Here is a 22236-nt window from a genome sequence, read left to right as displayed (position 1 = left end):
GACCCGGGGTGCCCGGCACCTCGCGTCGGCGTCGTCACCCCCGGACGGGCAGGATCAGCGGGCTTCCCGTCCGGGGGTGCGCCAGCACCTCCACGGGGTGGCCGTAGACCTCGCTGAGCAGCGGGGCCCGCAGTACCTCGGCCACCGGGCCGTCCGCGACCGGGGCGCCGTCCGCGAGCAGCAGCACCCGGTCCGCGTACGCCGCCGCCAGGGACAGGTCGTGCAGGACGACGACCACGGCGTCCCCGGCGGCGGCCCGCTCGCGGGCCACGCGCAGCACCAGCTCCTGGTGGCGCAGGTCGAGGGCGGCGGTGGGTTCGTCCAGCAGCAGCAGCGGCGTGCTCTGGGCGAGCACCCGGGCCAGCGAGACCCGGGCCCGCTCGCCGCCGGAGAGCGCGGTGAACGGGCGCTCGGCGAACCGGGCCGACTCGGTCGCGGCCATCGCCCGTGCGACCACCGCCTCGTCCTGCGCGGCCCGCGTGGTGCCGGCCCACGGCGCCCGGCCCATCCGTACCACCTCGCCGGCGAGGAACGGGAACGAAAGCGCCGAGGTCTGCGGCAACAGGGCCCGCTGCATGGCGAGTTCGGCCGGGTGGTAGTCGGCGGCCGGCCGGCCGCGCAGCGGGACGGCGCCCGTGGTGGGCGGCAGGTCACCGGCCAGCACGGAGAGCAGCGTGGACTTCCCCGCGCCGTTGGGCCCGAGCAGGGCCAGCACCTCGCCCGCCCGGACGGACAGCCGGACGCCGGTCAGCAGCGCCCGCCCGCCCAGGGTCAGGCCGAGGCTCGCGGTGGACAGCAACTCGTCGCCGCAGGAGGGGCGTTCCGGGATCTTCCGGGTGCGAAACCTCATGCCCAGCCGCCCTGTCGGTCGCGGGTCCGGCGCAGCAGCCAGAAGAAGAAGGGACTGCCGATCAGCGCGGTCAGCACACCCAGCGGCAGTTCGGCGGGCCGGGCGAGGGTGCGCGCGGCGAGATCGCCGGCGACCAGGACCAGCGCGCCGCCCAACGCGCTGCCGGTCAGCAGGAAGCGGTGCCCGGGCCCGACGGCCATCCGCAGCAGGTGCGGGACGACCAGGCCGACGAAGCCGATGACGCCGCTGACCGCGACGGCGGCCGCCGTCAGCAGCGCGACCACGGTGATCAGCACCAGCCGCAGCCGCTCGACGTCCACCCCGAGGTGCCGGGCCGGACGCTCGCCGAGCGCCAGCAGGTCCAACTGCCTGGCGTACAGCGGTGCCACCGTGAGGCCGGCGACCGCGAAGGGCAGGACCGCCAGCACCTTGCCCCAGGTGGCCTGGGAGAGCGAGCCGAGCTGCCAGAAGGTGACCTGGCTGATCGCGGCGCTGTCGGCGGCGAAGAGGAGGATGCCGATCAGCGCGCCGCAGAAGGCGTTGACGGCGACCCCCGTGAGGGCGAGGGTGACCACCTCGGTGCGGCCGCCGGAGCGTGACATCGCGTAGACCGCGAACACCGTCAGCAGGCCGGTGGTGAAGGCGAGGACGGTGACCGTCCAGCTGCCCAGGGCGTCCAGGCCCAGCACGATGCAGGCCACCGCGCCGACCGCGCCGCCGGAGGAGACGCCGATCACTGCGGGCTCCGCCAGCGGGTTGCCGAACACACCCTGCATCAGCGCACCGGCGCAGCCCAGTGAGCCGCCGACCAGCAGGGCGAGGACGACCCGGGGCAGCCGGACGTTCCACAGGACGGACTCGGGGACCCGCTCCAGCGGGTGGCCGCCGAGGCCCAGCCGGTGGCCGAAGGACGCCAGGATGTCGCCGAGCGGGATCCGGTACGCGCCCACGCCGGCCGCGAGCAGCGCGGACAGCACCAGCGCGAGGGCGAGCGCGACGGTCAGCAGGGCGCCGCGGCTGCGCACCGCTCGGCCGGTCGCGGGCGCCGTGGCGGCGGCCGGTCGGACCGCGCGGTGGCGGGCGGGTGCCGGGCGGCCCCGCCCGCAGGGCGACGTCCGGGTACGACGAAGGCCGGGCCCGGCGGATCGCTCCGCCCGGCCCGGCCCCGGCAGCCTCGAAAAAGACGAGATCAGCGGTCGGTGGCTCAGTGGCCGCCCGAGTCCGCCAGACGCTTGACCGACGCGGTGACCTCGGCCTCGGCCTCGGCGCGGCCGACCCAGTCGGCGCCCTCGACGGACTTGCCGGGCTCCAGGTCCTTGTAGACCTCGAAGAAGTGCTGGATCTCCAGACGGTCGAACTCCGACACGTGGTGGATGTCCTGCAGGTGCTCCCAGCGCGGGTCGGTCGCCGGGACGCAGAGCAGCTTGTCGTCGCCGCCGGCCTCGTCGGTCATCTTGAACATGCCGATGGCGCGGCACTTGATCAGGCAGCCGGGGAAGGTCGGCTCATCCAGGATGACCAGCGCGTCCAGCGGGTCGCCGTCGTCCGCGAGGGTGCCCTCGACGTAGCCGTAGTCGGCCGGGTAACGGGTCGAGGTGAAGAGCATCCGGTCCAGCCGAAGGCGACCGGTCTCGTGGTCGACCTCGTACTTGTTGCGGGAGCCCTTCGGGATCTCGATCAGGACGTCGAACTCCAACGGTTCCTCCAAGGTAGGGACTGACAGAATCCAAGTGTCTCCTACGGGAGCGAGTGCTCGGGAAAGGGGCCGGTCGGTGGGAGCAGGTGCGGGGGCGGGGCGTCGGCGGCGCGCGGCGGCGGGACTGCTGGGGGTGGCCCTGTTGACGGGCGGCGCGCTGAACGGGGGCGGTGCGTACGCCGCGCCGACCCCGTCCCCGGGCGGTCACGGCTCGGGGCACGGCGACGACGGCCCGGGCCACGACGGCCGGGGCGGCGGCGGGAACGACGGCAAGGGCGGCTCCGGCCGCAGCCCGAGCCCCGCCGCGACCACGGCCACGGCCACGGCCTCGCAGGGCGCCGGGCACGGCCCCGCGGCGACGGCCTCCGCGATCTCCGGCGCGAGCGCCCGTCGGCCCGGGCCCCCGCCGGCCGGGCTCGTCCTCCAGCCGGCCGACGGCGCGGCCGTCGGCATACCGACCGCGCAGGGCCTCCAGCAGGCACTGGCAGGCGTCCTGCGGGACTCCTCGCTGGGCACCGTGACGTTCGCGGTCGCCGATGCCACCAGCGGTCAACTGCTCTACGGCTCGGGGGAGAACACGGCCGCGACGCCCGCCTCGACGACCAAGCTGGCGACCTCGGTGGCGGCCCTGGCCCTGATCCCGGCGGACACCCGGATCGCCACCCGGGTGGTGCGGGGAGCCGGCGCCGGTGACATCACCCTGGTGGGCGGCGGCGACCCGACCCTCAGCGCGCTGCCGGCCGGCCAGGTCGAGATCGGCGGGGTGGCCGCCGACGCCGACACCGCGCCCGCCTCGCTGGACTCGCTGGCCCGGCAGACCGCCGCCGCCCTCAAGGCGGCCGGCACCACGTCCGTGCGGCTGGGCTACGACACCTCGCTCTACAGCGGCACCGACCGGCACGCGAACTACGACGCGGCCAACATCCCGCTGATGACCGCACTGATGGTGGACGAGGGCCGGGTGGATCCGCGCAGCCGGGAGGACGCCCCGGCCCGGGTCGCCGATCCGGCCGGCGCGGCGGCGGAGCAGTTCGCCGCGCTGCTCCGGGCCCAGGGCGTCGCCGTCGAGGGACGGGCCACCCAGCTGACGGCCGGGCAGCCGGCCGGGGCGGTACTGGGCGAGGTCGAGTCGCCGACGGTGGCCCGGCTGGTCGAGCGGCTGCTCACCACCTCGGACAACACCCTGGCCGAGGCGATCGCCCGTCAGGTGGCGCTGGCCGCGCACAGGCCGGCCGGCTTCGAGGGCGCGGCGAGCGCCGTCACCCAGACCCTCACCGGGCTCGGTGTGCAGTTGCCGGGTGTGGTGCTCAACGACGGCAGCGGGCTGCACCCGGGCAACGCGATCCCGCCGTCGGTGCTGGTGCACCTGCTGGGCCTCGCGGCCTCGCCGGACCACCCGGAGCTGCGGCCGGTGCTGACCGGCCTGCCGATCGCCGGCTTCACCGGCACCCTGGGCAAGCGCTACGGCGCGGGCTCGGGGGCGGGCGACGCGGCCGGCGTGGTGCGGGCCAAGACCGGCAGCCTGAGCGGCGTCAACACCCTGGCGGGCACGGTGGTGGACGCCGACGGCAGGTTGCTCTCGTTCGCCGTCATGACGAGGACCACCGCACCCGCCGACAACGCCCGGGCCGCGATGGACCGCATCGCCGCCCGGCTGGCCGCCTGCGGCTGCCGCTGAACCACCGGGCCCGGGGCGCACCGGACACCGGCCGTCCCGGGGCCGCCGGCCCGGCCCCCGGAGCGCATCGGCCGCAGCCCGTCGGCGCATGCGGCTCCCCAGGCCAGGGCGGAGCACGTACGGTGAGGGCATGACGAGCGCGAGCGGCGGTGCTGACATGGTCGACTGGAATCTCGCGGTCGCGACGGCGACCAGGCTGGTCCGGCCGGGCCCCGAGGTGTCCCGGGCGGAGGCGGCCGGGGTGGTCGCCGAGCTGCGCCGGCACGCGCTGGAGGCGGAGGAGCACGTCCGGGAGTACACCGGGATGCGCTCCACCAGCCTTGCCGCGGCCGCCGCCACCCCGGTGCTGATCGTCGACCGGCCGGGCTGGGTGCGGGCGAACGTGGCGGGGTTCCGCACCATCGTCCAGCCGCTGGTGGAGAAGCTGCAGGCGCGGCGCTCCGGCAACCCGGCCGCCGCCGTGTTCGGCTCGGTGGGGGAGAAGGCCACCGGGATCGAGGTGGGCGCGCTGCTGGCGTTCCTCTCCTCCAAGGTGCTGGGCCAGTACGAGACCTTCGCGCCGGCGGACGTGCCGGTCGAGGCCCCGGACAGTCCGGCCGCGCTGTTCGACAAGCCCCGGCTCGGCCCGGCCGGGCCCGGCCCGGGCCGGCTGCTGCTGGTCGCGCCGAACATCGTCCAGGTGGAGCGCGAGCTGGACGTGAACCCGGCCGACTTCCGGCTCTGGGTCTGCCTGCACGAGGAGACCCACCGCACCCAGTTCACCGCGGTGCCGTGGCTGCGCGACCACATCCAGGCCGAGGTGCAGTCCTTCCTCGCCGAGACGGACGTGGACCCGGGCGCGCTGCTGGAGCGGGTCAGGGAGGCCGCCGGCTCGTTCGGCGGGGGCGGCCTGACCGGGCTCGGCGTGCGCGGCGACGGCTCCTCGGCCGGCCTGCTGGAGGTCGTCCAGTCCCCCGCTCAGCGCGAGATCCTGGGCCGACTGACGGCCGTGATGTCCCTGCTGGAGGGGCACGCGGACGTGGTGATGGACGGCGTCGGCCCGGCCGTGGTGCCGAGCGTCTCGGAGATCCGCGAGAAGTTCCAGCAGCGCCGCGACCGCGGCGCCAACCGGCTGGACCTGCTGCTGCGCCGGCTGCTGGGGATGGACGCCAAGCTGCGCCAGTACCAGGACGGCGCGGTCTTCGTGCGCGGGGTGGTCGACCGGATCGGCATGGACGGCTTCAACCGGGTCTGGACGTCGCCCAACACGCTGCCCACCAAGGACGAGATCCACAACCCCGCGGCCTGGGTGGCCCGGGTCGGGCGCTGAGACGGCCGGGTCCGGCGGCCGCGATCAGGTCGAACGTGTTCGCACGAGTGGTCCAATCGTGCAGACGGCGGCTGGAGATACGTTTTTTCATTCACCCGTACGTGGGACGGTGGTCGTACCGGTGGCGCGGGTGGCGTAGCCGGTGCCTCCTTTCTGCCACCATCTGTGAGCAGCCGGTAACCGGTTGCTCACAGATGCGCGGTTCCCCGCCGTGTCTGGTCGCCGTACCCCTGCCGCCAAGGAGTGCTCCGCCGTGGGCCCACACCCCGCTGTCGCCGCGATACGCCTGGCCGTACGCCGCACGCTCGCCGACCTCGCCGCCGAGGCCGGGACCACCGACACCCCGCCGGTCCGCGCGCCGCACGGGCGCCCGGCCGCCGCCGCGCTGGTCAACGCCGGCGCCGCCGGCACGCTGATCGGCAACGCCCTGCGCCACCCCTCCGGACTGCCCCGCACCCCGGCCGCGCCGCACGCCCCGCTCGTCCTGGTCGCCGTCAGCGGCGGCGCGGACTCCATGGCGCTGGCCACCGCCACCGCCTTCGAGGCGCCCAAGCTCGGCCTGCGGGTCGGCGCCGTCACCGTCGACCACGGCCTCCAGGACGGCTCCGCCGAACGCGCCGGTCTGGTCGCCGAACGGCTGCGCTCGCTCGGTCTCGACCCGGTCGAGGCCGTCCCGGTGCGGGTCGGCCGCGCCGGCGGCCCCGAGGCCGCCGCCCGGGACGCCCGCTACGCCGCGCTGGACGCCGCCGCCGAGCGCCACCAGGCGCTGGCCGTGCTGCTCGGCCACACCCGCGACGACCAGGCCGAGACGGTCCTGCTGGGCCTGGCCCGGGGCTCCGGCTCCCGCTCGCTGGCCGGCATGCCCGCGCAGAAGGGCCGCTACCGCCGCCCGCTGCTCGAACTCGACCGCGCCGCGACCCGGCAGGCCTGCACGGCCCAGTCCATCCCGGTCTGGGACGACCCGCACAACTGTGACCCTGCCTACACCCGCTCCCGGGTGCGCCACGAGGTGCTGCCCGTCCTGGAGAAGCACCTGGGCGGCGGCGTGGTGGAGGCGCTCGCCCGCACCGCCCGGCTCTTCCGGGACGACGCCGACGCACTCGACCAGTGGGCGGTGCTCGCCGAACGCGACCTCCGCACGGGCGAAGGCGGGCTGGACGTCGCCAAACTGGCCGAACTGCCCCCCGCGGTGCGCCGCCGGGTGCTGCGCCGGGCCGCGCTGCGGGCGGGCTGCCCGGCCGGGGACCTCTTCGCGCGGCACCTCGAAACCGTCGACCTGCTGGTCACCGGCTGGCGTGGTCAGGGCCCCCTGCACCTACCCGGCGGCGTCGAGGCCACCCGCAGGTGTGGCAACCTGGTGTTTCGGCGACAGGGCGACTGACGGGCAGGCATGGCCCGGGGCACGCCTGGCCGCCGCCGAAACAGACCCCGAACGTTTGAGGACGTATCCCCGGTGGACGACAAGGACATGGGCGCCGACCTGGCGAAGGTGCTCATCAGCAAGGACGAGATCGACGCCAAGCTCCTGGAGCTGGCCGAGCGGATCGACCGGGACTACGCCGGACGTGATCTGCTGATCGTCGGCGTCCTCAAGGGTGCGGTGATGGTCATGGCCGACCTCGCCCGCGCGCTGCACTCGCAGGTGACGATGGACTGGATGGCCGTCTCCTCGTACGGGATGGGCACCAAGTCCTCCGGTGTGGTGCGGATCCTCAAGGACCTCGACACCGACATCGCCGGGCGGGACGTCCTGATCGTCGAGGACATCATCGACTCCGGCCTGACCCTGTCCTGGCTGCTCGGCAACCTCGGCTCGCGCCGGCCTGCCTCGTTGGAGGTCTGCACGCTGCTGCGCAAGCCGGACGCCGCCAAGGTCGAGATCGACGTCAAGTACGTCGGCTTCGACATCCCCAACGAGTTCGTGGTCGGCTACGGCCTGGACTACGCGGAGAAGCTGCGCAACCTGCCGTTCATCGGCACCCTGGCCCCGCACGTCTACGGCGGCTGAGAAGCCGTTCGGGCGACGGGCGGGAACAGTACGCCGTTCCCGCCCGTTGGGTCGGGGGACAAGAAAACAGGTCGTCCCGCCGTGCTCCCGCCTGTAAAGGGGACGGACTGCGGTACGGTCCAATAAAACCGCTCTTCACATGAGCAACCCGCTCTTCATACGAGCACAGACCCGGATGCGCCGGCGGCCAACGGCCGCACTGCGCCGTTGAGTGGCAGGAGGGACGGGGCGGCAACGCCCCGCATGGATGGACGTCAAGCGATACTTCCGTGCGCCGATCATGTGGATCGTGCTGGCCGTCCTCGCCGTCGTTGTGCTGATGCAGGTCGTTTCGGACTCGAACGGCTACAAGACGGTGGACACCGGGCAGGTCGTCGCGGCAATCAATGCCGGCGACGTCAAATCGGCGCAGATCACCACAGGTGACTCGAACACAGTCAAGATCCAGCTCAAGGACGGCACGAGTCTGCCGACCTCTGGAACCGGCAAGACGCCGTCGGGCGGCAAGTTCCAGGCCTCCTACATCGGGGACCAGGGCAGGGACATTGCCGCCAAGCTGCAGACGCAGATCGACGACAACAACTCCAACACGCTTCCCGAGGGCTACACCGTCAGCCCCGAGAAGCAGAGCACCTTCGTCAGCCTGCTGCTGTCGATGCTGCCGATCGTCATCATCGTGCTGGTCTTCCTCTTCCTGATGAACCAGATGCAGGGTGGCGGCTCGCGGGTCATGCAGTTCGGCAAGTCGAAGGCCAAGCTGCTCACCAAGGACACCCCGAAGACGACGTTCTCGGACGTCGCCGGTGCCGACGAGGCGGTGGAGGAGCTCCACGAGATCAAGGAGTTCCTCCAGGAACCGGCCAAGTTCCAGGCCGTCGGCGCGAAGATCCCGAAGGGTGTGCTGCTCTACGGCCCGCCCGGAACGGGCAAGACCCTGCTCGCCCGCGCTGTCGCGGGTGAGGCCGGGGTGCCGTTCTACTCGATCTCCGGCTCCGACTTCGTCGAGATGTTCGTGGGTGTCGGCGCGAGCCGGGTCCGCGACCTCTTCGAGCAGGCCAAGGCGAACGCCCCGGCGATCGTCTTCGTCGACGAGATCGACGCCGTCGGCCGGCACCGCGGTGCGGGCCTCGGCGGCGGTCACGACGAGCGCGAGCAGACCCTCAACCAGCTGCTGGTCGAGATGGACGGCTTCGACGTCAAGGGCGGCGTGATCCTGATCGCCGCCACCAACCGCCCGGACATCCTGGACCCGGCGCTGCTGCGCCCGGGCCGCTTCGACCGGCAGATCGCGGTCGAGCGCCCGGACCTGCAGGGCCGCCTGGACATCCTCAAGGTGCACCAGAAGGGCAAGCCGGTCGCGCCGGACGTCGACCTCCGGGCCGTCGCCAAGCGCACCCCCGGCTTCACGGGCGCCGACCTGGCGAACGTCCTCAACGAGGCAGCCCTGCTGACGGCCCGCTCCGACAAGAAGCTGGTCGACAACTTCACCCTGGACGAGGCGATCGACCGCGTCGTGGCCGGCCCGCAGAAGCGGACCCGGATCATGTCCGAGAAGGAGAAGAAGATCACCGCGTACCACGAGGGCGGTCACGCCCTGGTCGCGGCGGCCTCTCCGAACGCGGACCCGGTGCACAAGATCACCATCCTGTCCCGCGGCCGGGCCCTCGGCTACACCATGGTGCTGCCGGAGGAGGACAAGTACTCCACCACCCGCAACGAGATGCTCGACCAGCTCGCGTACATGCTGGGCGGGCGCGCGGCGGAGGAGCTGGTCTTCCACGACCCCACCACGGGCGCCTCGAACGACATCGAGAAGGCCACCGCCACCGCCCGCGCGATGGTCACCCAGTACGGCATGACCGAGCGACTGGGCGCGATCAAGTTCGGCTCCAGTGAGTCGGAGCCGTTCCTGGGCCGCGAGATGGGTCACCAGCGCGACTACTCGGAAGAGGTCGCCGGGCTGGTCGACGAAGAGGTCAAGAAGCTCATCGAGAACGCGCACAACGAGGCCTGGGAGATCCTGGTCGAGAACCGCGACGTGCTCGACAACCTGGTCCTGGAGCTCCTGGAGAAGGAGACCCTCAACAAGGAGCAGATCGCCGAGGTCTTCGCGACGATCGTCAAGCGCCCGGCCCGTCCGGCCTGGACGGGCTCGTCCCGCCGCACGCCGTCCACCCGTCCGCCGGTGCAGTCCCCGAAGGAGCTGGCGCTCACCAACGGCGCCGCCGCTCCGACGGATTCCGCACCGGTGGTGGACACCGTGAAGCTGCCGCCCGTCGGCGAGCCCTCCACGGAGGGCTGACCGCACACCGTACGGAATGGATGCCGCGTCACCGGGGTTTGTACCCTGGAGGCGCGGCATCCGCCTTTTCGCCGCTTCCGTCCACTCCGGCGGCTGCCGTGCAGCCGCCCCACGAATGAGCGAGGCCCCGCATGATCGACCCGGTGACCTTCGACGGCCCGCCCTCGGTGGGGGTCTTCGACCAGAAGCGGGCCGAGAACGCCGTCCGGGAGCTGCTGATCGCCGTGGGGGAGGACCCGGACCGCGAGGGGCTGATGGACACCCCGGCGCGGGTGGCGCGGGCGTACAAGGAGATATTCGCCGGCCTGTGGCAGGAGCCCGAGGACGTCCTGACCACCACCTTCGATCTCGGCCACGACGAGATGGTGCTGGTCAAGGACATCGAGCTGACCTCGGTCTGCGAGCACCACCTGGTGCCGTTCCGGGGCGTCGCCCACGTCGGCTACATCCCGTCGGCGAGCGGCAAGATCACCGGACTCTCCAAGCTGGCCCGGCTGGTCGACGTCTACGCCCGCCGCCCGCAGGTGCAGGAGCGGCTCACCAGCCAGGTCGCCGACGCGCTGATGCGGATCCTCGAACCGCGCGGGGCGATCGTCGTGATCGAGTGCGAGCACATGTGCATGTCGATGCGGGGCATCCGCAAGCCCGGCGCCAAGACCATCACCTCGTGCGTGCGCGGACAGCTGCGCGACCCGGCCACCCGGGCCGAGGCGATGAGCCTGATCATCGGACGCTGACCGCTGACCGCTGACCGCTGACCGCCCTGCGCCCGCCACGCCCGGCTCCGGGCCCCTCGCTCAGCCGGCGTGCTCGGCGTGCGGCGGCGCGGGGGTGCCCAGGGCGTTGCGGCGTGCGGGCATCCGCAGCCGCACCATCCGTCGCCAGCCCACCGTCCGCTCGTACAGGTAGAGCCCGTACAGTCCGGCGGCCAGCAGCATCCGGCGGCCTCGTGGCCAGCCCAGGATGACGCCCATCGCCGCCATCACCGCGAGGCCGACGTCCCGGTGGGTACGGATCTCGCCCTTCGCGATGTGCTCCAGGGAGTGCCGGATGTACGGCCCGTGGCCCGCGGCGGTCAGCCGCAGCAGTTCCTCGTGGCAGTACGCGAGGTGGTTGTCCTCGTCGGCGGAGATCATCTGCATCGCCCGGCCGATGTCGGGGTTGTCGCGGTAGGCCCGCACCAGCTGGCGCATCTGCTCGGCGGCCCGCTGCTCGGTGACCCGGCTGTGCGCGAGATAGGTGATGATCTCCCGTTCGGCGAGCGGGACGTCGGAGGTCAGCCGCTCGTGCGCCAGACCGATGCCCTGGCGCTCCAGCAGCATGCAGTAGTCGGCCGTGGCCGGCACGGACACCTTCTCCAGGCCGCGCTTGTGCAGCAGCTGGGTGAAGATCCGGCCGTGCTTGCGCTCGTCGGCGCCGTGCCGGGCGATCTTCGGCGCCAGCACCGGGTCCTGGGCCAGCGCGTGGATGCGCTCGTTCTCCCAGCCACCCTGGTCCTCGCCGCCGGCCGCGATGCTGCAGAAGAGCTGGTACGCCTCGTCGTTGCGGTAGATCTCGTCGAAGAGCGAGCGGGTGGTCAGCACGTGGCCTCCTGTACGGGTCCCCCAGGGACGGTCGGACGGTCCTGATGCGTTCCCTGGCGTGGGCGGGCCCCTACGGCGGATCGCAGAGGATTCACCCGTCGGCAGGAACCCCGACGGATGGCGGCTACTGGCGGGGCTCACGGTCCTGCGGGGTCTCCATGTGGTCGCTGAGCCACTGCAGGGAGGCCGGCAGCTCGCGCCGCCAGCTGTCGAAGTTGTGGCCTCCGTCGTCCAGGAAGAGCGAGTCGGTGCGCAGTTCCGGATGGGCGGCCGAGGTCTGCTCGGCGACCGACAGGAACGCCTGGGTGGCGGTGTAGTCCTCCTCCTTGCGGGTGCTGACCAGCAGCAGGGCGACGTTCGGCGCGGGCAGGTTGCGCAGCCGCCAGGTCAGGTCGCTCTGGTCCGCGAGGGCACGGTTTCCGGCGAAGAGATTGCCCCCGGTGGAGTAGTCCTCGGGCACCGCGAAGTCGGCGTGCAGGCCGGCGGCGTTGCCGTAGACGTCGGGGAAGCGCATCGTCAGCCGCAGCGAGCAGCTGCCGCCGGTGGAGTAGCCGAAGGTGCCCCAGGAGGCGGCCGAGCGGGAGACCCGGTAGGTGGCGCGCAGGGCGGCCGGGATGTCCTTGGCGAACCAGGTCTCGCTCTGCGGTCCCCCCGGTACGTCCACGCACTCGGTGTTGCGCGGGTCGGCGACGTTGGGCCGGGCCATCACGATGATGGTGGGCGCCATCTGGCCGGTGCGCTGGAGCTCCCAGGCGGTCTGCGGCAGGTGGAGCTCGGAGAGCAGGTGCAGCGCGGTGCCGGGGAAGCCGGACATGGCGAGCAGCACGGGGAAGTGCATCCGGGAGTACTTCGGGTTGTAGTACTCCGGCGGGAGGTAGATGAACATCTGGTCCGACAGGCCGCTCTCCTTGCCCGTCACCCGGATCGACTCCACCTTCCCGACCTCCTCGGGCGGGCCCTTCGGGAGGTCGGTGACCGTCTCCAGACCGCCCTCGGTGCTCGGCTGGACGAGCGCCTCGGTGTCCGGGGCGGCGCCCTTCTGATGGGCCGAACCGGTGAGCGTCAGAGCCGCGCCTCCCGGGTGCAGCAGGCCGTCCCAGGAGGTGTAGAAGCCGAAGGAGTTGTTCACCGACACGGCGAGGACGGCCAGCACGGTCGCCTGAGTGACGGTCAGCAGCAGGATTCTGCCGAGCATCGGGAGCGGCCGCTGGCGCGCGAGGCGTGGCCACAGCCAGAGCGTCACGAGCAGCGACAGCGCGCCCGCCGCGAGCAGCGTGTTCAGCAGTGAGTCGCTGGTCAGTTCCATGCCCGTCGCCCTTCGGTGCATCACTGTCATGACGTGTTCATCGTGTGACAGGTCGTCAGGTCGGGCCATCGGGGCTAGGCTGACCGGGCAGTGGCAGGAGTGTGAAGAAGGCGGCGACGCCCGCAACCGTCACCCCGGAACGCGGCGTCCACCGTACGTACCGCGGGTTCCGGCGGCCGACCGCGCCGCGCGGCAGCGTGGTCGGATCCCACCCATGGACCAATCGGCGCGCGGGAGCGGAGACGGGTTCACCGTCCGTTATCCGGGATTTGGTGCGCGCATTGCCTGAATGAGGAAATAACATGAATGTCCATCACCGCTCCTCCCCAGGATTCGCGGGACGGCGCTCCACACCCTCTACGCTGTCCTCCCATGAGCGTTCCCGTGTCCGTTGAGCCGTCGCCCGCCCCGCCGCCCCGTCGGCGTGGACTGCAGACACTTCGTACCCAAGCGGCCGCCGTACCGCGGTCCTGGCTCCCGGGCGCGGTCGGCTACGCCTGCCTGCTGATCGGTCTGCTGGACATCGCGAGCGCGGTGTTCCCGAAGTTCCGGCACACCCGGATGCACTCGATCAACGGCCAGCTGCCCGGCGGCACCACCACCCTGGCGGCGGTCGGCACGCTGATGGTCGGGCTGCTGCTGGTGCTGCTGGCGCACGCCCTGCGCCGGCGCAAGGTGCGCGCCTGGCGCGCCGTGTGCGTGCTCCTGCCGGTGGGCGCGGCCCTGCACATCCTGCGCTGGCACCAGGTCGGCCCCGCCGTGGTCTCCCTGGTGCTGCTCGCGGTGGTGCTGGTGCACCGGCGCGAGTTCTACGCCAAGGCCGACCCGCGCACCCGCTGGCGCGCGGTCGCCAACCTGGTCGTGATGGGCGCCGTCAGCGTGTTCCTCGGCCTGCTCATCGTCAGCGTCCGCTGGAAGTCCGAGATCCACGACCCCAGCTTCTTCGACCGGCTGGAGCACGTGGTCTACGGGCTGTTCGGCTTCGAGGGGCCGATCGACTACAGCAACGAGCGGGTCTCCGACCTGGTCGCCTACCTGCTCGGCGCGCTGGGCCTGCTGACCGCCGGTACCACCGCCTACCTCGCGCTGCGCCCGGAGAAGCCGGAACCCGAGCTGACCGCCGAGGACGAGGAGAAGGTCCGGGCGCTGCTGGCCCGCCACGGCGAGCGCGACTCGCTCGGCTACTTCGCCCTGCGCCGCGACAAGAGCGTGCTGTTCTCGCCCACCGGCAAGGCGGCCGTGTCCTACCGGGTGATCTCCGGCGTGATGCTCGCCTCCGGCGACCCGGTGGGCGACGTCGAGGCCTGGCCCGGCGCCATCAAGGTGTTCATGACCATGGCCCGCGAGCACGCCTGGGTGCCGGCCGTGGTCGGCTGCAGCGAGGTCGGGGGCGAGGTCTGGACCCGTGAGGCGGGGCTGGACGCGCTGGAGCTCGGCGACGAGGCGATCGTCGACACGGGCACCTTCTCGCTCGCCGGCCGGTCCATGCGCAACGTCCGCCAGATGGTCAAGCGGATCGAGCGCAACGGCTACTCCTGCCAGGTGCGCCGGGTCCGCGAGCTCGGCCAGGACGAGAAGTACCGGATCGCGGAGGCCGCCTCCCGCTGGCGCGGCACCGACACCGAGCGCGGCTTCTCGATGGCACTCGGCCGATTCGGCGATCCCGGCGACGACGACTGCGTGGTGGTCACCGCGCACAAGGCGCCCGCCGAGGGCGAGAGCGGCGACGACCTCAAGGCCGTGCTGCACTTCGTGCCCTGGGGGCCGGACGGCATCTCGCTGGAGCTGATGCGGCGCGACCGCGCCGCCGACCCCGGCCTCAACGAACTGCTGATCGTCGCCGCCCTGCAGGCCGTGCCGGCGCTCGGCGTCCGCCGGGTCTCGCTGAACTTCGCGATGTTCCGGTCCGCGCTGGCCCGCGGTGAGCGGATCGGCGCCGGCCCGGTGCTGCGCGCCTGGCGCGGGCTGCTGGTCTTCTCCTCCCGCTGGTTCCAGATCGAGTCGCTGTACAAGTTCAACGCCAAGTTCCAGCCGGACTGGGAACCGCGCTTCCTGGTCTACCCGCAGACCCGGGACCTGCCGCGGATCGGCTTCGCCGTGATGCAGGCGGAGGCCTTCATCACGCTCGGCATGCCGAGGTTCGGCCGCAAGCGTCAGCGGCAGGGGCTGATGCCGGCTCCGCCGTGCCCGGAGATCACCGAAGCCGCTTGACCGGGGCGCCGGCCCGCCTCCGGGTCGCCCGTCTCCGGGGCGCCCGGGGCGGGGCTTCCGGCCGGGGGCGGCGTGGCGGGGGCGGCGCGGCGGTGGCGCGTGCCCGGAGCGGGGCCGGCTCGATAATGGGGGTATGGACTACCCGCTGTCGCACCGCCCGCCGTCCGGTCTGCCGCAACTCGACCGCTGTGCCGTGATGGGCGTGGTCAACGTGACGCCCGACTCCTTCTCGGACGGAGGGCTCTGGCACGACCCCGCCCGGGCCATCGCCCACGGGCTGGCACTGCGGGCGCGCGGGGCGGACCTGGTCGACGTCGGTGGTGAGTCGACCCGTCCGGGAGCGGAGCGGGTGAGCGAGCGGGAGGAGCTGGACCGGGTCGTCCCGGTGGTCCGGGAGCTGGCCGAGGCCGGCGTGGTGGTCAGCATCGACACCATGCGGGCCTCGGTGGCCGAGCAGGCCGTCGCGGCCGGCGCCCGGCTGGTCAACGACGTCTCCGGGGGACTGGCCGACCCGGCGATGGCCGAGGTGGTCGCCGCCACCGGCGCGCCGTTCGTGGTGATGCACTGGCGCGGGCAGTCCGCCGACATGGAGAGCCGCGCGGTGTACGGCGACGTGGTCGCCGAGGTGGTCGCCGAGCTCGCCGCGCGGGTGGAGGCGCTGCTGGCGGCCGGCGTCAAGGAGGAGCAGCTGGTGCTGGACCCCGGCCTCGGCTTCGCCAAGACCGCCGAGCACAACTGGGCCCTGCTCGGCCGGCTGGACGCCCTCACCGCTCTCGGCAGGCCGGTGCTGGTGGCCGCTTCGCGCAAGCGGTTCCTGGGTACGCTGCTGGCCAACCCGGAAACCGGGGAGCTGCGCCCGGCCCGGGAGCGCGACGACGCGACCGCAGCGGTGTCGGTTCTCTCGGCCCAGGGCGGCGCCTGGGCGGTGCGGGTGCACGACGTGGCCGGTACCGCGGACGCCGTCCGGGTGGTCGCGGCCTGGCAGCGCGCGGCTCGGCAGGGGTGAAGGCGGCATGAATGGGTGGGAGGGTCTGTGGCAGGTGACGGCAGGTTGAGTGGCGGGACATCGGGCCGGCAGGCGCCGGAAGCGGACCGGGACGCCGTCCTGGCGGCGAACCGGGCGTTCTACGAGGCGCTGGAGAACGGCGATCTGGAGGCGGTCGAGAACGCCTGGCTCGGGGCGGCCGAGGCCGACGACAAGAGCGGCGTGGTGTGCGTCCACCCCGGCTGGCCGGTGCTGCGCGGACGGGCCCAGGTCACCCGCTCGTACATGCTGATCATGATGAACACGGAGTACATCCAGTTCTTCCTGACCGACGTCGAGGCCGAGGTGCAGGGCGATGTGGCCCTTGTCACCTGCACCGAGAACATCCTCTCCGGCGGTGAGGCCGAGGAGGAGGGCGAGCTCGGCCCGCTGGTCGGGGGCAAGGTCGTCTCCACCAACCTGTTCCGGCGCACGGACGGCGGCTGGAAGCTCTGGTCGCACCATGGTTCACCCGTGCTGACCAGCGGGGACGACGAGGAAGAGGACTGAGGCCGGCGGCCCGGCGGCCCCGCGCCGGAGGGACAACGGCACCCACCCGGTACGGGCACGGAACGTTCACCTCGATCGCCGCTTCGGCGTGCGTGACGCCACACCGTGCCGGGTAGGACGGTCAGGCGTTGTCAGTGCTCGCAGGTAGATTCGATGACCGGCGGGCGACGATGCCCGCCTTCGCCCTGCGCAGGCAGGGCCCGTCCGACTGGGAGCAGTGATTCGTTTGCTGGACCGCGTCACCCTGCGGGGTCTGCGAGCCCGGGGCCACCACGGCGTCTTCGAGCGTGAGCGCGTCGAGGGCCAGACCTTCGTGGTCGACCTCGTGCTGTTCCTCGACACCCGCCCTGCCGCATCCGGCGACGATCTCACCCGCACGGCGCACTACGGAGTCATCGCCGAGGAGGTCACCGCGGTGATCGCGGGCGAGCCGGTCGACCTGATCGAGACGCTCGCCCAGCGCATCGCCGACCAGTGCCTCAAGCACGACCCGGTGGAGGAGGTCGAGGTCACGGTGCACAAGCCGGACGCCCCCATCACCGTGCCGTTCGACGACGTCACCGTCACCATCCACCGGGGCCGCGCATGACCTGCGCGCCGAGTCCCGCCGCCAAGCCGCAGAGGGAATCCGATGAGCACCAGTGATCCGACCGCCTCGCCGACCACGTTCGACCTGGAGCGCCGGGTGGACTCGGCGGACACCACGCTGCACAACCCGCGGTACGCGGTGATCGCCCTCGGCAGCAACCTGGGCAACCGCCTGGAGACCCTGCAGGGTGCCGTCGACGCCCTCGCCGACACCCCCGGGCTGCGGATCAAGGCCGTCTCCGCGGTGTACGAGACGGAGGCCCTCGGCGGCCCCGAGGAGCAGCCCAACTACTACAACGCGGTGGTCGTGCTGCGCACCACCCTGCCGCCGCACTCCCTGCTGGAGCGGGGCAACGCGGTCGAGGACGCCTTCGGCCGGGTCCGCACCGTCCGCTGGGGGCCGCGCACCCTGGACGTCGACATCCTCGCCTACGAGGGCGTCACCAGTGACGACCCCGAGTTGCTGCTTCCGCACCCGCGCTCCCAGGAGCGGGCCTTCGTGCTCGCCCCGTGGCTGGACGCCGACCCGGCGGCCGAACTGCCGGGCCTCGGCACGGTCGCCACGTTGCTGGAGGGCCTCGGCGGCGAGACGGCACAGGGTGTCCGTCGCCGGGAGGACATCGAGCTGCGACTGCCCGAGTAGCCGTGCACCCCGGCGCCGGTCGGCGGGAGCCGTCCCGGTCGGGAACCGGGACGGCTCCCCGACCGTACGAGTAGGTGTCAGCGCGTGCGGGCCCGATACGGTGGCCTGACGCCGCCGCCGTGCCACCCGGGTACGGCCGCCCGTCTCTCCGGTATCCGGGAAGGACCTTGTCCGAGTGAAGCTGCTTCGCATCCGTCTGCTGGCCGGCATCACCGCTGTCACCACGGCGCTGGCCTGGGCCGGTGCCAGGCTGTGGGCGTCCCTGGACACCCTGCCCGGTGTGCCCACCGCCGCCCCGATCGTGCTGGCCGCGGTGGCGGTGGTGCTGCTGGCCACCGCGATCTCGCTGCGCGCCCGTCTCAAGGCGGCGCGCGAGCGGCAGCCCGGGGCCAAGGGCGTCGACCCGCTGGGCGCCGCCCGCGCCGTCGTGCTGGCGCAGGCGAGCGCACTGGTCTCGGCCGTCGTGACGGGGATCTACGCGGGGACGGGCATCCAGCTGCTCACCGAGCTGGACGTCGAGGCGCGCCGCTCGCAGGCGGTCACGGCGGGGTTCGCGGTGCTCGCCGGGGTGGGCGTGATGGCGGCGGCGCTCTGGCTCCAGCACGTCTGCCGGCTGCCCGAGGACCACGACGACCCGACCGGTCCGGCCGCCTCGCCGCGCTGAACCGCGCCTCGCCGCGCTGAACCGCCGGGCTGCCCCGGCCCGCACGCCGCCGCAGCAGCTGTACACGCCGTCGCCCGGCCGGCGCGCTCCGCCCGTGGTGACCTTGGGCGAGCGGGTGGACACGTGCGGTAATCCTCTCGGCGTGTCAAGGGCGGAATGGCACCCTGGGCTGACAGGGGCCCAATTCGCACGCTAGTTTCTTGTGCATGTCTCGCGGACGTCATCGTCATTCCTCCGTCCTCGGCCGGATCGCTCCCCCCACCGCCGCCGCCGTGCTCGTCGTGGCCGCCGTGACCGCCCTGGTCTTCAGTCAGGACCCGGTGCTGGTCCGTTCGGTGGGCGTCGCCGCCGTGCTCGCCGCGCTGGGCATCACCCTGCTGCTGCGCCAGCGGGACCGCGCCGCCCGCGCGGCCGCCGAGGTGGCCGCGGCGCAGCGGATGCGGGCGGAGGAGCGCTTCGAGGAGCAGCTCGCCGAGACCGAGTACGCCGCCGAGGTCGCCGAGGAGCGGGCCACCCGCTTCGGGCGCCGGCTCACCGCGGAGAAGTCGCGTCTGGCGAAGGCCGAGACCGAGATCGCCCGGCTGCTGCGCGAGCGGGCCGTCATGGTCGCCGAGCAGGCTCTCAAGGAGGCCGAGGCGACCCAGCGGGCGCTCGCGGCGGCCCGGCCCAGGCACCCGGCGACCCCGGCCGCTTACGTCCGTGCGGCGTCCGTGCTGCGGCACCTGGCGAGGCAGGCCGCGGCGCTGGAGGAACAGCGCGAGCGGGTCGCCGGAGCGGAGCTGTCGCTGCGGGCCCGTCCGGTGCCGGCCACCACGGCCCCGCCGGCCGCCCGGCCCGTCGCGACCGCCGCGGCCGTCGTGGCCGAGAAGGGCGTTCCGGCCCTGGCGGCCGTCCCGGTGGCCGCGCCGGCCCCGGTCGCTCCCGCGCAGCCCGTCCCGGGCGCGTCGGTCTCGGCGGTGCCCGCCGCGGCTCGTGCGGCGCAGCCCGGGTTGGGCGCCCGCGCGGTCGGCGCGTCGCCCCTGCGGCCGGTGCTGACGGCCACCGTGGAGCAGCTGGGCGGCGCCCCGGCGGCCGTGCTGCGGCCCGAGCGCCAGCGTCCGCGGACCTCGCAGTCCGGCCGGGGCCAGAACTTCAGCTTCTTCGGGCGTGGCGGTGCCGCCGTCCGCGCGGTGGCGCCGGCCCCTGCCGTGGGCAGTGTCTCGGAGCTGGGCGAGCGGGCGGACCTGGCGGACGTGCTGGGTGACGAGGCGGTCGCCGAGAGCGCCCTCTTCGGCGCCCCGGAGGCCGCCGGGCCCGAGCAGGTGCGGGAGTCGGAGCGGCCGCAGGGCCTGGCCCCCGAGGTGGTCGACCTGAGCGCGGACGACGACACCGAGTACATCGAGCTGCCCGCGCTGCGCGCCGGCCGCTGACCGGGGCCACGACGACGGATGCCCGGCCCCCGGTGGGGGCCGGGCATCCGTCGTCGTGGCGCGGGCGGGAGTGTCAGAGCTGGACGCCGAAGTCCTGCGCGATGCCGGCCAGGCCGGAGGCGTAGCCCTGGCCGACCGCGCGGAACTTCCACTCGGCGCCGTTGCGGTAGAGCTCGCCGAAGATCATGGCGGTCTCGGTGGCGGCGTCCTCGGAGAGGTCGTAGCGGGCGATCTCGGCGCCGCCGGCCGCGTTGAGCACGCGGATGTAGGCGTTGCGGACCTGCCCGAAGCTCTGCGAGCGGGCCACCGCGTCGTAGATCGAGACCGGGAAGGTGATCTTCGTTGCCTCGGCGGGCAGGCCGGCGAGGTTGACGTTGATCGCCTCGTCGTCGCCGGCGCCCTCACCGGTGCGGTTGTCACCGGTGTGCACGACGGTGTTGTCCGGGGTGCTGGTGTTGTTGAAGAACACGAAGTGACTGTTGGACAGGACCTTGCCGTCCGCGTTCAGCACGATCGCGCTGGCGTCGAGGTCGAACTCGGCACCCGTGGTGGTCCTGACGTCCCAGCCGAGGCCGACGGTGACCGCGGACAGGCCGGGGGCCTCCTTGGTCAGCGAGACGTTGCCACCCTTGGAGAGGCTCACTGGCATGGTGATGCTGTCCCTTCGTTGCTTTTGCCGGAGATAACGCGGGAACGGCCGGGCTTGGTTCCGAATCCCGGTCGTCGAGATTCTTTTGCCCGGGTGAAGGCCGGGCAATGGCCCGTTCAATGATCGTTTTCGGGCGCGCCGCCGTGCCGGTCCGTCAGATGCGGCGGAACCGGCCCTGCAGGGACCAGATGTTCGGATTGTCGGCCAGATCGGAGTGCATGTCGAAGAGGTCGGCGAGGGTGTCCTGGAGGAAATCCCTGGCCTCGCGCCGCAGCTCGGAGTGGCGCACCACGACGGGCGGCGCGTCGGGCAGCCAGGTGGCGGTCACCTCGACCCAGTTGAAGCGGCGGGCGAACCGGAGCAGTTCGGTGTTCTGGGTGAAGTCCAGGTCCGCTCCCTGCACCCGGGCGGCCCGGTTGCCGTCCGGATCCCGGTCGAGTTCCTCGACGATGTCGCACAGGGCCCAGGCGAAGTCGAGGACCGGCACCCATCCCCAGCCTGTGGAAACCTCTTCACCGTCCGCGTCCAGGAAGACGTCCCCGCAGAACAGGTCGTACCGCAGCGCCTGCACGGAGGCGTTGCGGTAGTCGGTCTGCGGGGGGTCCGGGAAGCGGTTGGACAGGGAGTAGCCGAGCTCGATCACATCCGCCATTGTCGGGGGTCCGGGCGGTGGTGGATAACCGCGTGACCGGTCCCCGTCCGGCGCGCGATGATGGTGCCATGCCCGAGCCCATCCGCGTCCGGGGATCGGTGGTCGTCCCCGACGCCGAGCTCCTGTGGCGCTTCTCCCGTTCCTCCGGCCCCGGTGGCCAGCACGTGAACACCTCCGACACCCAGGTCGAGCTCCGCTTCGACCTGGCCGCCTCGGCGGCCCTGCCCGAGGTGTGGAAGCAACGCGCCCTGGAGCGGCTCGCGAGTCGGCTGGTGGACGGCAGGGTGCTGGTGGTCAAGGCCTCCGAGCACCGCTCCCAGTGGCGCAACCGCGAGGTCGCGGCGGCCCGGCTGGCCTCGTTGCTGGGGGAGGCGACCGCGCCGCCGCCCAAGGCCCGGCGGGCGACCAAGCCCAGCAAGGGCATGGTCGAGCGGCGGCTGTCCAACAAACGCCACCGGGCGGAGCTGAAGCAGGGGCGGCGCTCGCAGGGTGACTGACCGCGGTTCACCGGGCGGGCGGGCCGCCGCGGCTCAGCCGAGTTGCCGGTAGCCACCGCGGAAGTACAGCAGCGGGTTGCCACCGGGATCGGGCACGCGGGCCTGGAGGACCCGTCCGAGCAGCAGCGTGTGGTCGCCGGCGGCTATCCGCTGCTCGGTGCGGCACTCGACGGTGGCCAGCGCCCGGTCGATCAGCGGCGCGCCGCTGATCGGGCCGCGCCGGTGCGGGGTGTCCGCGAACAGCAGGCGGTCGCTGAGCCGCCCCTTCATGGCGAACCGGGCACCGAGCGTCCGCTGCCCCTCGCCGAGCAGCGAGACGGCCCAGGTGTCGACCCGGGAGAGCACCTCGTCCATCCGGGAGTCCTCACGGACCGAGATCAGCACGAGCGGCGGCTCCAACGAGACGGAGAGGAACGACGTCGCGGTCATGCCGACGTCCTCGCCGTTCGCCCCTTCCTCCGGGTCGTGGACGGTCACCAGTGTCACGCCGGAGGCGAGCTGGGAGAGGGCCGCCCGGAACTCGTCGGGCGTGGCGAGGGGGGCAGCGTCGGGCTGCGGGGACGAGTACACGTACCGCACGGTAGTCGCCGGGCGGCCGGCGCGGCATCGGGCCCTGGTCGTAGGACTCCCGGCGGGACACGGGTAGGACCGCTTCGT

22 protein-coding genes are annotated in these 22236 nt (G+C 73.0%); 14 read left to right on the top strand and 8 right to left on the bottom strand.

What is annotated here, in order from left to right:
• Positions 1-34: 34 nt before the first annotated feature.
• The 3 genes from OG823_RS15190 to OG823_RS15180 all read right to left on the bottom strand — a co-directional run bounded on the left by OG823_RS15190 (position 35) and on the right by OG823_RS15180 (position 2546).
• Positions 35-850: a heme ABC transporter ATP-binding protein gene (locus OG823_RS15190; RefSeq protein WP_371480071.1), complete on the bottom strand. Its 816-nt coding sequence runs from the start codon at positions 848-850 to the stop codon at positions 35-37.
• Complete coding sequence (locus OG823_RS15185) at positions 847-1875, bottom strand: FecCD family ABC transporter permease (RefSeq protein WP_371480070.1); 1029 nt, start codon at positions 1873-1875, stop codon at positions 847-849. The genes OG823_RS15190 and OG823_RS15185 overlap by 4 nt, the downstream gene beginning before the upstream one ends.
• 179 nt (positions 1876-2054) lie before the next feature.
• Positions 2055-2546 carry an inorganic diphosphatase gene (locus OG823_RS15180; RefSeq protein WP_371484490.1) on the bottom strand — a complete coding sequence of 164 codons (492 nt, stop codon included), beginning with the start codon at positions 2544-2546 and terminating at the stop codon, positions 2055-2057.
• A 133-nt stretch (positions 2547-2679) separates the two neighbouring features.
• Here OG823_RS15180 and dacB point away from each other — a divergent pair, with 133 nt between their 5' ends.
• From dacB to folE, 6 genes are all read left to right on the top strand, one after another.
• Positions 2680-4224 carry a D-alanyl-D-alanine carboxypeptidase/D-alanyl-D-alanine-endopeptidase gene (dacB, locus tag OG823_RS15175; protein ID WP_371480069.1) on the top strand — a complete coding sequence of 515 codons (1545 nt, stop codon included), beginning with the start codon at positions 2680-2682 and terminating at the stop codon, positions 4222-4224.
• 130 nt (positions 4225-4354) lie between these two features.
• Positions 4355-5533, top strand: a complete 1179-nt coding sequence (locus OG823_RS15170) for a zinc-dependent metalloprotease (RefSeq protein ID WP_371480068.1) — start codon at positions 4355-4357, stop codon at positions 5531-5533.
• 253 nt (positions 5534-5786) lie between these two features.
• A complete protein-coding gene (gene tilS / locus OG823_RS15165; RefSeq protein WP_371480067.1) occupies positions 5787-6914 on the top strand; it encodes a tRNA lysidine(34) synthetase TilS in 1128 nt (375 codons plus the stop codon).
• Positions 6915-6986: 72 nt separating this feature from the next.
• Positions 6987-7541 (top strand): hypoxanthine phosphoribosyltransferase, encoded by a 555-nt coding sequence (hpt, locus tag OG823_RS15160; RefSeq protein WP_073926604.1) that lies wholly within the window; start codon positions 6987-6989, stop codon positions 7539-7541.
• A 247-nt stretch (positions 7542-7788) separates the two neighbouring features.
• Positions 7789-9843, top strand: coding sequence for an ATP-dependent zinc metalloprotease FtsH (ftsH, locus tag OG823_RS15155; RefSeq protein WP_371480066.1), 2055 nt, complete (start codon positions 7789-7791; stop codon positions 9841-9843).
• A 131-nt stretch (positions 9844-9974) separates the two neighbouring features.
• Positions 9975-10580 (top strand): GTP cyclohydrolase I FolE, encoded by a 606-nt coding sequence (gene folE / locus OG823_RS15150; protein ID WP_371480064.1) that lies wholly within the window; start codon positions 9975-9977, stop codon positions 10578-10580.
• A 60-nt stretch (positions 10581-10640) separates the two neighbouring features.
• Here folE and OG823_RS15145 read toward each other — a convergent pair whose 3' ends face one another.
• Complete coding sequence (locus OG823_RS15145) at positions 10641-11426, bottom strand: ferritin-like domain-containing protein (RefSeq protein ID WP_371480062.1); 786 nt, start codon at positions 11424-11426, stop codon at positions 10641-10643.
• A gap of 124 nt (positions 11427-11550) precedes the next feature.
• Positions 11551-12732, bottom strand: coding sequence for an alpha/beta hydrolase (locus OG823_RS15140; protein WP_371480060.1), 1182 nt, complete (start codon positions 12730-12732; stop codon positions 11551-11553).
• Positions 12733-13104: 372 nt separating this feature from the next.
• On the opposite strand from OG823_RS15140, the gene OG823_RS15135 reads away from it, so the two are divergent.
• The 7 genes from OG823_RS15135 (at position 13105) to OG823_RS15105 (ending at position 19781) form a co-directional block, all read left to right on the top strand.
• Positions 13105-14943, top strand: a complete 1839-nt coding sequence (locus tag OG823_RS15135) for a phosphatidylglycerol lysyltransferase domain-containing protein (protein ID WP_371480059.1) — start codon at positions 13105-13107, stop codon at positions 14941-14943.
• A gap of 133 nt (positions 14944-15076) precedes the next feature.
• Positions 15077-15949 (top strand): dihydropteroate synthase, encoded by an 873-nt coding sequence (folP, locus tag OG823_RS15130; RefSeq protein ID WP_371480058.1) that lies wholly within the window; start codon positions 15077-15079, stop codon positions 15947-15949.
• 45 nt (positions 15950-15994) lie between these two features.
• On the top strand, positions 15995-16477 hold the full coding sequence (locus OG823_RS15125) for a nuclear transport factor 2 family protein (RefSeq protein WP_371480057.1): 483 nt from the start codon (positions 15995-15997) through the stop codon (positions 16475-16477).
• Positions 16478-16706: 229 nt separating this feature from the next.
• Positions 16707-17066, top strand: coding sequence for a dihydroneopterin aldolase (gene folB / locus OG823_RS15120; RefSeq protein ID WP_073926649.1), 360 nt, complete (start codon positions 16707-16709; stop codon positions 17064-17066).
• Positions 17067-17108: 42 nt separating this feature from the next.
• Positions 17109-17708 (top strand): 2-amino-4-hydroxy-6-hydroxymethyldihydropteridine diphosphokinase, encoded by a 600-nt coding sequence (folK, locus tag OG823_RS15115; RefSeq protein ID WP_371480056.1) that lies wholly within the window; start codon positions 17109-17111, stop codon positions 17706-17708.
• Positions 17709-17883: 175 nt separating this feature from the next.
• Positions 17884-18372 (top strand): DUF3180 domain-containing protein, encoded by a 489-nt coding sequence (locus OG823_RS15110; protein WP_371480055.1) that lies wholly within the window; start codon positions 17884-17886, stop codon positions 18370-18372.
• 206 nt (positions 18373-18578) lie between these two features.
• A complete protein-coding gene (locus tag OG823_RS15105; protein ID WP_371480054.1) occupies positions 18579-19781 on the top strand; it encodes a hypothetical protein in 1203 nt (400 codons plus the stop codon).
• Between the two features lie 73 nt (positions 19782-19854).
• Here OG823_RS15105 and OG823_RS15100 read toward each other — a convergent pair whose 3' ends face one another.
• Both OG823_RS15100 and OG823_RS15095 read right to left on the bottom strand, forming a co-directional pair.
• Complete coding sequence (locus tag OG823_RS15100) at positions 19855-20430, bottom strand: TerD family protein (protein WP_371480053.1); 576 nt, start codon at positions 20428-20430, stop codon at positions 19855-19857.
• Positions 20431-20584: 154 nt separating this feature from the next.
• Positions 20585-21082, bottom strand: a complete 498-nt coding sequence (locus OG823_RS15095; RefSeq protein ID WP_371480052.1) for a hypothetical protein — start codon at positions 21080-21082, stop codon at positions 20585-20587.
• Positions 21083-21150: 68 nt separating this feature from the next.
• Here OG823_RS15095 and arfB point away from each other — a divergent pair, with 68 nt between their 5' ends.
• A complete protein-coding gene (arfB, locus tag OG823_RS15090) occupies positions 21151-21579 on the top strand; it encodes an alternative ribosome rescue aminoacyl-tRNA hydrolase ArfB (RefSeq protein WP_371480051.1) in 429 nt (142 codons plus the stop codon).
• 33 nt (positions 21580-21612) lie between these two features.
• Here arfB and OG823_RS15085 read toward each other — a convergent pair whose 3' ends face one another.
• Entirely contained in the window at positions 21613-22149 is a 537-nt protein-coding gene (locus OG823_RS15085; RefSeq protein ID WP_371480050.1) for a flavin reductase family protein, read from the bottom strand.
• Positions 22150-22236 lie beyond the last annotated feature (87 nt).

Origin of the sequence: Kitasatospora sp. NBC_00315 (genome assembly GCF_041435095.1) — a bacterium.
In the GTDB taxonomy this organism is placed as follows: Bacteria; Actinomycetota; Actinomycetes; order Streptomycetales; family Streptomycetaceae; genus Kitasatospora.
The sequence above is the reverse complement of the archived record's forward strand: the minus strand, read 5'-3'. Positions and strand labels throughout refer to the sequence as shown.

What these genes read in the sequence shown, in the direction of transcription:
- folK (WP_371480056.1), top strand. Translation starts at nt 17,109, where the DNA reads ATGAGCACCAGTGATCCGACCGCCTCGCCGACCACGTTCGACCTGGAG.
- OG823_RS15135 (WP_371480059.1), top strand. Translation starts at nt 13,105, where the DNA reads ATGAGCGTTCCCGTGTCCGTTGAGCCGTCGCCCGCCCCGCCGCCCCGT.
- folE (WP_371480064.1), top strand. Translation starts at nt 9,975, where the DNA reads ATGATCGACCCGGTGACCTTCGACGGCCCGCCCTCGGTGGGGGTCTTC.
- folP (WP_371480058.1), top strand. Translation starts at nt 15,077, where the DNA reads ATGGACTACCCGCTGTCGCACCGCCCGCCGTCCGGTCTGCCGCAACTC.
- ftsH (WP_371480066.1), top strand. Translation starts at nt 7,789, where the DNA reads ATGGACGTCAAGCGATACTTCCGTGCGCCGATCATGTGGATCGTGCTG.
- OG823_RS15170 (WP_371480068.1), top strand. Translation starts at nt 4,355, where the DNA reads ATGACGAGCGCGAGCGGCGGTGCTGACATGGTCGACTGGAATCTCGCG.
- OG823_RS15190 (WP_371480071.1), bottom strand. Translation starts at nt 850, where the DNA reads ATGAGGTTTCGCACCCGGAAGATCCCGGAACGCCCCTCCTGCGGCGAC.
- OG823_RS15100 (WP_371480053.1), bottom strand. Translation starts at nt 20,430, where the DNA reads ATGCCAGTGAGCCTCTCCAAGGGTGGCAACGTCTCGCTGACCAAGGAG.
- OG823_RS15140 (WP_371480060.1), bottom strand. Translation starts at nt 12,732, where the DNA reads ATGGAACTGACCAGCGACTCACTGCTGAACACGCTGCTCGCGGCGGGC.
- OG823_RS15095 (WP_371480052.1), bottom strand. Translation starts at nt 21,082, where the DNA reads ATGGCGGATGTGATCGAGCTCGGCTACTCCCTGTCCAACCGCTTCCCG.
- arfB (WP_371480051.1), top strand. Translation starts at nt 21,151, where the DNA reads ATGCCCGAGCCCATCCGCGTCCGGGGATCGGTGGTCGTCCCCGACGCC.
- OG823_RS15105 (WP_371480054.1), top strand. Translation starts at nt 18,579, where the DNA reads ATGTCTCGCGGACGTCATCGTCATTCCTCCGTCCTCGGCCGGATCGCT.